Genomic DNA, 519 nt, shown 5'->3' on the forward strand with positions numbered 1-519 from the left:
CTTGGGAACAGCGTAAGTTCTCAGAATTAACTGAAATTAGGTCTGCTTCAAGAGTTCATAAAGATGAATGGCAGTCAAGCGGAGTACCATTTTATAGGTCAAGTGATGTTATGGCTGCATTAAATGGAACAGAAAATGAAAAGGCGTTTATCTCAGAAGAATTATATGAAAAACTATCAGCCGTATCTGGCAAATTAGAAAAAGGAGATGTGCTTGTAACTGGCGGCGGTTCTGTAGGAAAGCCCTATATAGTGCCAAATAACGAGCCTTTGTATACAAAAGACGCTGACTTGCTATGGATAAAGAACAATGAAAACTTAGATCCATATTTTGTGTATACGTTCTTCTTTTCACCAACTTTTACGGACTATCTCAACAGTGTTTCTCATGTGGGAACAATCGCACATTATACAATTACTCAACTTGGAGAAACTCCGATTACACTCCCTTGTGTATCAGAACAACAGAAAATCGGAGACTATTTCCGTAACCTTGATTTCCTTATCACCCTTCATCAGC

1 protein-coding gene is annotated in these 519 nt (G+C 38.3%); it reads left to right on the plus strand.

The genetic code is table 11. The features are described from left to right. A partial coding sequence (locus LI114_RS13725; protein ID WP_227221133.1) for a restriction endonuclease subunit S occupies window positions 1-519 on the plus strand: 519 nt, incomplete at both ends.

The sequence above is a fragment of the Ruminococcus sp. 210702-SL.1.03 genome (assembly GCF_020559915.1).
In the GTDB taxonomy this organism is placed as follows: Bacteria; Bacillota; Clostridia; order Oscillospirales; family Ruminococcaceae; genus YE71.